We start from the raw sequence: 7,497 nt of genomic DNA, 5'->3' as shown, positions 1-7,497 counted from the left end.
ATTGCGGAATAATGAACTTACATTACTGCTTTTAAAAGTTCTTGTACAAATGGAATGATTCCACCTACAAATTTTAAAACTGCCATTGCGATTTCCATATTATTTCCTCCTCTATTGTTGATGCTAAGATGTGATTTATCTTTATGCTTTCATTATAGTAAGCGCTTACATTTTTATCAATACATTCTTATATGCAATATTGCATATTTATATATTCAGACAAAAATTAGACCTCTATTAGTTATTCTTTAATGTTATCATAGCGAGGTGAGAGTCTTTAAGGGTTCTCCTTAATAGGAGGAAACGGATATGGAAAGAGTGCAAGCGATTATTGACAGTAATCTGAAATTCAAAAGCTGGGTTAAACAGGTACTAGCTATAGGCGGAATGTTAGGGTTCTGCTTCTTTGTGTTATATTTTTACAGTTTCTTAATTGTTATGTAGATATATACAACTATACTAGTGAAGCCTTACCTACAGAGGTAAGGCTCTTTTGTTGTATCTGAGGTGAATTTATTTTGGAGGTACTCCAAAATATTGGGTTGATGGGCATGTGGTTCTACTTCTATCACTGAAAGTAAACTAATATTCAAAAGTTTACTTTCGAGAATAACAAAAACGAGGATTTAGGTAGCACGACTTGGACTAGCAATTGTACCTGCCGAACGGCTTAGATCGGCTGTCCATGAATTTAACTCTTACTCTAGATTTCTATGACACTAAAAGCGGCTATCCACTTATCAATGGATTTCGGCAATTGACGGCATGTCGCCAAGCCGAACATACTAAAAATAAGAGGATGTTAATAAAATGGAATTGTTGTAAAAGTAGTAGGATATATACTTTGAGATGTATATTCTATAGCTGGATAATATTGTATTGTTTCATGATAAGGTATAGCTGGATGATAATAGTATGGCATATGTTGCATTGCATGTTGCACTGCATGGATTGTTACTTGAGCTCCATGGAGTGAAAAGACTGGGCCTGCTTGTCTGTTTCCAATATAGTAAGGATTTATCATAATAATTCACCTCAGTTAAAAATAAATAAACATTTATATAATATGTCTAAAAATTAAACAAAGTGTTTAGTTTTAAATCAATGAAAAACAAATAAATTGAAATATTAGTCAACGGTAAGCGGACTGGAATGGTTCAGCGTTTTTTTGCTGATCCATGCAAGGAGCATTAAGGGGAAACCACTGAGCGGTTATGCCGCGAAAGTTTCTTTACCATGAGGGGAACCCTCATGCAAACTACGGGAGGTGGTCCCATAGGGCGGTTTTTGCCCTGTGGGATTGCCTTCGGGAGTTTGAGGGTTTAGAGGCTCGTGGTCAAGAAAACGTGGAATAAATAGCGTCCATTGGAGGACGACTATGTCACGTTTACGAGATGGTTTTTGCCATGCCTGGGCATGGCTCGGCAAAGCCGATAAGCGTCGCAGACCCCTATTGATTTTGATGCGAAAGTGTCAAAATACGTATAGGGTTACGTCAATTGACACAATTTCGTCGCCTTGCTAGACTTATGGTATCAATTAATCTGGGAAAGTGGTGGCATTTTATGTTGGGTTCTATCTCATTTAATCAATCTCACCAAAGTTCATTGAGCCATAATAACAGAGAAAATATTCATGGGAATCCTGGTATAGATCCGACCAGATTAGATGAGAATATTTTCTTTGTTCAAAAGGACATCCGAAGTGTATACAAAGATGTTTTTCAGGAAGCGGTGGACAAGTATAACGAGAAACAAAAACGGAATGACCGTAAGATTGATGACTACTATGACAAAATACATAAAGATGAAAAGACACATGAGCAACGAGAATTGGTTGTAGCGATTGGAGAAGGTAAAGACGACCCAATGTATAGAGAGGCGAAGAAAGAAGCACTGAAGCGCTATGCTGAAGCGTTTCAAGAGCGAAATCCAAACCTAGCGGTTTATAACATGGTTTTACATGATGATGAAGCAAATCCGCATTTACATATTAACTATGTACCGAATTTCGAAAGTAGTCGAGGATTAACGAGGCGTGTCGGAATGGATAGAGCATTGCAACAACAAGGTGTCGAAGGAACGGGAAGAAAGTTAATTGCGAATTGGAGACAATTAGAAACGGCCTATATTGAACAATTGGCTAAAGAGCATATTCCGAATTTTGAACGAGCGAATGTAGGTTCTCATAAGTACATGAAAGTCCGTCAATACAAGGAATATGCAGAAGCGAAGTCAACTGTTGAAAATCAAGTACATGAAAAAGAAACACAGTTACAAACGATTGATCATTATTTAAAAAATGTTGAAGAGAAAACAAATGAATTACAAGTAGCGAAAAAGAGTTTGGAAAGTGATGTCGTTGATACGTACAAAGAATTAGAGATAGTAAAACAACAGGTAGAGAGTGAAAGTGAAAAACTGCAGTTAATTGGCCAGCGTCATATAGAGTTAGAAAAAAGAGTAGAACAAATGCAAAAAGAATTAGATAGTGCTATAGATCAAGTGCCAAATGAATCTGTTAAAATTCCATTTTTGCGTAGAGAAGTAATAACAGAAGTACAAGATAAAATGTTCGGTAAAGCTGAAATTACGAAGAAACAGACAAGAAATTATGTATTATCACCGGAACAATATCAAGAATTAACAAAACAAGTGAATGCAGCGGTTACTATCAAAAAGGATTATGAGCGTTTGAAAAAAACAGATTTTGTGAAAGAGAATGAGAGTTTAAAAGTACATGCGAAGGGATGGATGGAAGAAAATCGAACATTGAAACAAGAAAAAAATCAATTACAAAAAGAAGTTGGTGTATTAAATAGAGAAATTAGCTCATTAAAAGCTCATATAAAGGGTTTACAGAAGAATATAAGAGTTTTGTATGTACAAACGAAAAAAGTTTTTAAAGAGCAATTTAAGGCGTTTAGAGAGATTGTTAAAAATGAATTGGGTAGCAAGGGAGTAGATAATCAATTTGAACGTGAACATAAGAAAGAAATAAGCAGACATCGAGATTTTGATAAGGAAAGATAAGAGTGATAATGATGAAAGTATTGAATTGCATTAGTTCGAAGAAGAAAAAGAGGGTTGAATGTTGTGTTTTTGTAAGAGACAGAAAGCTTTAACAAGGGGTTTCATGTTATTATAGAGAAAGACATACAAACGAGAAAAACCGCCCATGCTTTGGTCGGCAGGCGGTTTTTCATAATAAGGTTGGGATCAACCGATATATATTCTATATACATTCTAACATATAAAAGTTGATTCCTTCCACTAAGGGAGAGAATTATTTTATGACAAAAGTTGTAGATTTTGGACAAGCTGAAAAAAAAGCGAAATTAAGAGATAGTAAGATTGATAGTATTTATGATCAGTTGCAAGCCGGTGGTTACTCAGAAGAAGAGAAAACAATGCTCTTGCAGTTATTAAGTAAAACAACTGGTGGAGATGAGTATTTCATAGGGAAAAAGAAAAAACCTACAGATCGGGTGAGGTTTGTGCAGTTAATTATGGATAACGTTAATTATCTTACTGAAATTGAGTATTTGAGTAGCAAGGAAGAAGCATTTTTATTTAAACTGGCTCCATATGTGGAATTTAAAACTAACGTTATTATTCAAAAAATTGATAAGGACAATGTAGATACAACTACTCCAGCATCACCTACATATTTAGCTGAACGTTTTAAAATGGCAAGAAAAAATGTTTCTTTAACGATGAATGGTTTATTTGAAAAAGGGGTTTTAGGAGTTGCAGCAGCAGGAATAACAACAGAAGATGGTCGTGCATGCACAAGTCGTACATGGTTTGTAAATCCTAATATTATGTGTTGTAGTCCTAAAGATGGAATAGATAAAGCAACTCAACATATTTTTAGAAATTCGTTAAGGAACTTTAAAATTGATGAGTCTAAGAAAAAATATAAATTACCAATCTACTTATTTTAGATGTCAAATTCCCATTGACATCTTTTTTTTATTATGTTTTTCCTTTTTTTAGGTGTTACGAAAAAGTAACACAGGTGTTACGAAAAAGTAACACCTCATATGCTATAAACCCTTGGTATTACTGACTTTTTTTATTTGCTCTATCTCACTCTTATATATAGGGCTAAAAGTTCCGCAAGGAACGGGTCGTATTTTTGAGAAAACCACTCAAAAATCTCCACCCTCAGAATCAAAAATTCGGTTCGTTTATCCTCACCTAAAGGCTATCGCCTTTTCTTTTTGATTCTGTCCTTGCAAAACTTTTTTCGGCTCGTGTGCTTTTCTCGCCAAGCCGACAGACAAAAAGCAAAGTAATGGTTCTCGACTTGGACAAGCAAGTATACGAGCCGAACCGCTTAGATCAATCGTTCAAAAAATAGTTTTTATACGATATGTTGATACGCAATACGTGGGGTTTCGTCCCCACACGACGAGCCAACACTCTAGCCAAAAAGCAATGGGAAGACCTAAAGAAAAGAACAATACTTTTAAACAAAAAAAATAAGCTGTCCATAATTATCGTTATCAGAAGTAATTACTTTTTTTATCTTGGGGTAGCGTCCGGAAAATGCGGATTTACAACGTTAAGTTGTTTATAGCATTTTCGGGACGCTATCGAGTCTTATTTGAAGCAAAATTAGTTAAGTATTAATAGGGTAAATCCACAAAATCCTGATGCTACCCTTATTGGCAAATGTTATATAATGTTGTGTGAGATACATAACCTGTCTTCCCGTTATAGGTAACTTTTAACCACTGATTAGAATTACTGTAATGACCTTGAACATACTCACCTTTTACCCATGTTCCAGTAATTTTCTTACCACTAGGAAATGTGTATAAAACAGACGATCCGACGCTGGAAAAACTGCGCATTTTTGCACCATATATACCTACCGTACCTCCTTTTGTGCAAGCTGTTACTACAGTTTCATTTTCAGTGGTATTCGTAGCCGCGAAAGCAGATCCACTAAATGTAAACAAACTAAACATAAAAGCTGTTAGTAAAGTACAAATAGATAAGCGACGTAACAAAATAAATTCCCCCTTTTTAATATAGATGTTATTAATACTAACTAGTCAGTATTAATTAATTTATTGTATGCTGAGGAATATACTAAAATTAATCAAATATTCAGTTTCCTTTTCGAAAAGGGGGTACTATGGTGAATTATCATCAAAAACAATCAGAAAATACGATTAACAAAATAATGCAATCGGGGATTGAATTATTTTCTAAACAAGGCTATTCTAGGACAAGCATTGATCAAATTGTAAAACATGCTGGATACTCTAAAGGGGCTTTTTATGTTCATTTTCCCAACAAAGAGGAGTTCTTGCTAAAGTTGATAAAAGAAGGTATAGATTTTTATTTTGAAGATTTAAAGGAAGCTCTTAATGGAAAAGATCAAGATTTGCTAAATACATTTAAAGAATACTCCATGCGTTTAGTAAATGAGTCTTATGAAAAGGGGTCTTCTCCTATGCTTCTCCAAGGATGTATGGTTTCGAATGAATTACCACAAATAAAAGAGATGCTTATTCTTCAGATGGAGGAATGGAGGTCATTTCTTACACATTTTTTTCAAAAAATGAAGGACGAAGGTATTGTCGGAAGTCCATTAGATGCTAGAACTTTAGCAACAACAAGCATGGCTATTTTTAATGGATTTAATTTGCAACATTTTGTAGACAATCGAATTCAAATACAAGAAATGTTGAATGTTTTTGTTGAACTACTTCAAATTCAAGAACCTAATAAAAAAGATGAATAAGGGTATGATGTCTGAATGATAATTTATGAATACTTCATACATGTGAAGTTAACATAACGTCCCATTATCAGTAGCAAATAAAAAGCGAAATCTATTGATATAACTAGGATTTCTCTTTTTATTTATTTATCATCTTATACATGATTTTATACATTGTGGAAATACTAAGGTTTTTCAGGTTTACGAATATCCTGTATTAGTACAAAAATTTGTATAAAATCTTGTATAAAAAAGTTAGTTGATTTACTGTATTCTACTCTGGCCAATTTTAAAATCAAAGGGAATTCTTTTAAATTTTCGAATAATCATTGAAGAGCGGGTGAAGATCGCCCAAAAGAAAATTTATGATATTCTAAAGAGTGAGGTGATAGCTTGAAAGAATATGAATATGTCTTGTTAAACAAAGAAATGAGTGAACGATTAAATATCGGGGTAAGTACTTTAAGAAAGTGGGCTGCCGCGCTAGAAAAGAACGGATATTACTGGGAGAAAAATGATGATGGTACTCGCTATTATACTCGCTATGATCAAGATACACTTATACTGTTTAAAAGTTTAGTACAAGAGCAAAAATTCAACTTAGAACAAGCTGCAAAAGTTATTATATCTAAGCGTAAAGGAAACCGCTCTTCATCAAGAACGGGGGATGCTCTCCAAGAAATACAACAAGAATCTAAAAGCGAAACCCACTCTCCTAGCCGTTCTCTAACTTCTGTGACAAATGAATCTATACAAAGTTTAATAGATTATATAAAAGAGCAAGACAAACTTAATAGACACCTATTAGAAAAAATTGAAGAGATGGAGAAGGAAAGAAAAAGTGATAGAGAAATTCTAGAACGTATGGAATATCAACTTACTCGACAAGAAAACAGAGCAAATGAAAGAGATAAAATGTTGATGGAAAATATACGAAGTATTCAACAGCTTGCAACGACAAAACAAAAAAGTTCTTTGTGGAACCGTTTATTCAATAAATAAACAGGCTTACTCCTTATATAACAAGGAGTAAGCCTGTTTATTTGCTACCGATAATGATACGTTATGTTAACTGATAATAAATAGAGTATGGATGTTGAAAGCTTTTTGGAGGGATATGTTTTTTATTATATAAACAGATTTATTATTTTTTATGTAGACAAGCCTTTTTGTAATTTATAGATGCTTGTATAGGTTCAAAAGAAATCATTGATTCATTAGATATATTGTATATATATGTATAAATTTAAAGGAAGTGATTAATATGTCAAATTGCAGGAAAAAATGCCCGCCTAATTTTTGTAATTGTCTTCCGATTGAAAGACAAGATATGATTCCTTTGACATCAACAGCACTGATTAATTGGACAAATATTCTTAATGAATTCATTGTATCTATACCAGTAGTATTTACAGCACCTACGCCTCAAAATATAGGGAAATTAATTCTTATTCTGAATCAATTATTAGCATTTGCACAAGTGGGATTTTTAAATCAACAACAACAAGCAGATCTTGTATCTATTATTAAGAATCTAATTACTATTTTAACGGCACCTTCACTTAATTTTATTGTTTTAACAACTGAATTACAAACACTAGTAAATAATTTATTATCTCTTATTAATTTATTTGTTATTGATAACACTACAAGACAGGTGCAAACACAATTAATTCAAAAAATTATTTTGCTCTTAGCTCAGTTAGGAGCAACAGGAGCAACAGGATTACAAGGACCAACAGGAGCAACAGGATTACA

Annotated in this window: 8 protein-coding genes; 6 read left to right on the top strand and 2 right to left on the bottom strand. The window is 33.5% G+C overall.

Annotated elements, in window-relative coordinates; translation table 11 throughout:
* Positions 1-309: 309 nt before the first annotated feature.
* Positions 310-444, top strand: a complete 135-nt coding sequence (locus B5P42_RS32735) for a hypothetical protein (protein WP_255289151.1) — start codon at positions 310-312, stop codon at positions 442-444.
* Positions 445-802: 358 nt separating this feature from the next.
* Here the strand turns inward: B5P42_RS32735 and B5P42_RS16580 are convergent, their stop codons facing one another.
* Complete coding sequence (locus B5P42_RS16580; RefSeq protein ID WP_016093974.1) at positions 803-1,024, bottom strand: hypothetical protein; 222 nt, start codon at positions 1,022-1,024, stop codon at positions 803-805.
* A 541-nt stretch (positions 1,025-1,565) separates the two neighbouring features.
* On the opposite strand from B5P42_RS16580, the gene B5P42_RS16575 reads away from it, so the two are divergent.
* Positions 1,566-3,032, top strand: coding sequence for a plasmid recombination protein (locus B5P42_RS16575; protein ID WP_113734695.1), 1,467 nt, complete (start codon positions 1,566-1,568; stop codon positions 3,030-3,032).
* 260 nt (positions 3,033-3,292) lie between these two features.
* On the top strand, positions 3,293-3,946 hold the full coding sequence (locus B5P42_RS16570; protein ID WP_113734694.1) for a MarR family transcriptional regulator: 654 nt from the start codon (positions 3,293-3,295) through the stop codon (positions 3,944-3,946).
* Between the two features lie 723 nt (positions 3,947-4,669).
* Here B5P42_RS16570 and B5P42_RS16560 read toward each other — a convergent pair.
* Positions 4,670-5,020 (bottom strand): SH3 domain-containing protein, encoded by a 351-nt coding sequence (locus tag B5P42_RS16560; protein ID WP_113734693.1) that lies wholly within the window; start codon positions 5,018-5,020, stop codon positions 4,670-4,672.
* A 128-nt stretch (positions 5,021-5,148) separates the two neighbouring features.
* Between B5P42_RS16560 and B5P42_RS16555 the strand changes: the two genes are divergently transcribed.
* The 3 genes from B5P42_RS16555 to B5P42_RS32025 all read left to right on the top strand — a co-directional run.
* Complete coding sequence (locus tag B5P42_RS16555) at positions 5,149-5,760, top strand: TetR/AcrR family transcriptional regulator (RefSeq protein WP_258397504.1); 612 nt, start codon at positions 5,149-5,151, stop codon at positions 5,758-5,760.
* A 372-nt stretch (positions 5,761-6,132) separates the two neighbouring features.
* Positions 6,133-6,741 (top strand): MerR family transcriptional regulator, encoded by a 609-nt coding sequence (locus B5P42_RS16550; RefSeq protein ID WP_113734691.1) that lies wholly within the window; start codon positions 6,133-6,135, stop codon positions 6,739-6,741.
* Between the two features lie 262 nt (positions 6,742-7,003).
* Positions 7,004-7,497, top strand: a 494-nt coding sequence (locus tag B5P42_RS32025; RefSeq protein WP_181458804.1) for a collagen-like repeat preface domain-containing protein, incomplete at its 3' end; no start/stop codon positions are given.

The sequence above is a fragment of the Bacillus sp. SRB_331 genome (assembly GCF_003264175.1).
In the GTDB taxonomy this organism is placed as follows: domain Bacteria; phylum Bacillota; class Bacilli; order Bacillales; family Bacillaceae_G; genus Bacillus_A; species Bacillus_A mycoides.
Note: the sequence above shows the minus strand (reverse complement) of the source record. Positions and strands in the feature narration are given on the sequence as shown.

Coding starts and splice junctions, on each gene's coding strand:
- B5P42_RS16575 (WP_113734695.1), top strand. CDS start 1,566: ATGTTGGGTTCTATCTCATTTAATCAATCTCACCAAAGTTCATTGAGC.
- B5P42_RS16555 (WP_258397504.1), top strand. CDS start 5,149: ATGGTGAATTATCATCAAAAACAATCAGAAAATACGATTAACAAAATA.
- B5P42_RS16570 (WP_113734694.1), top strand. CDS start 3,293: ATGACAAAAGTTGTAGATTTTGGACAAGCTGAAAAAAAAGCGAAATTA.
- B5P42_RS32735 (WP_255289151.1), top strand. CDS start 310: ATGGAAAGAGTGCAAGCGATTATTGACAGTAATCTGAAATTCAAAAGC.
- B5P42_RS16580 (WP_016093974.1), bottom strand. CDS start 1,024: ATGATAAATCCTTACTATATTGGAAACAGACAAGCAGGCCCAGTCTTT.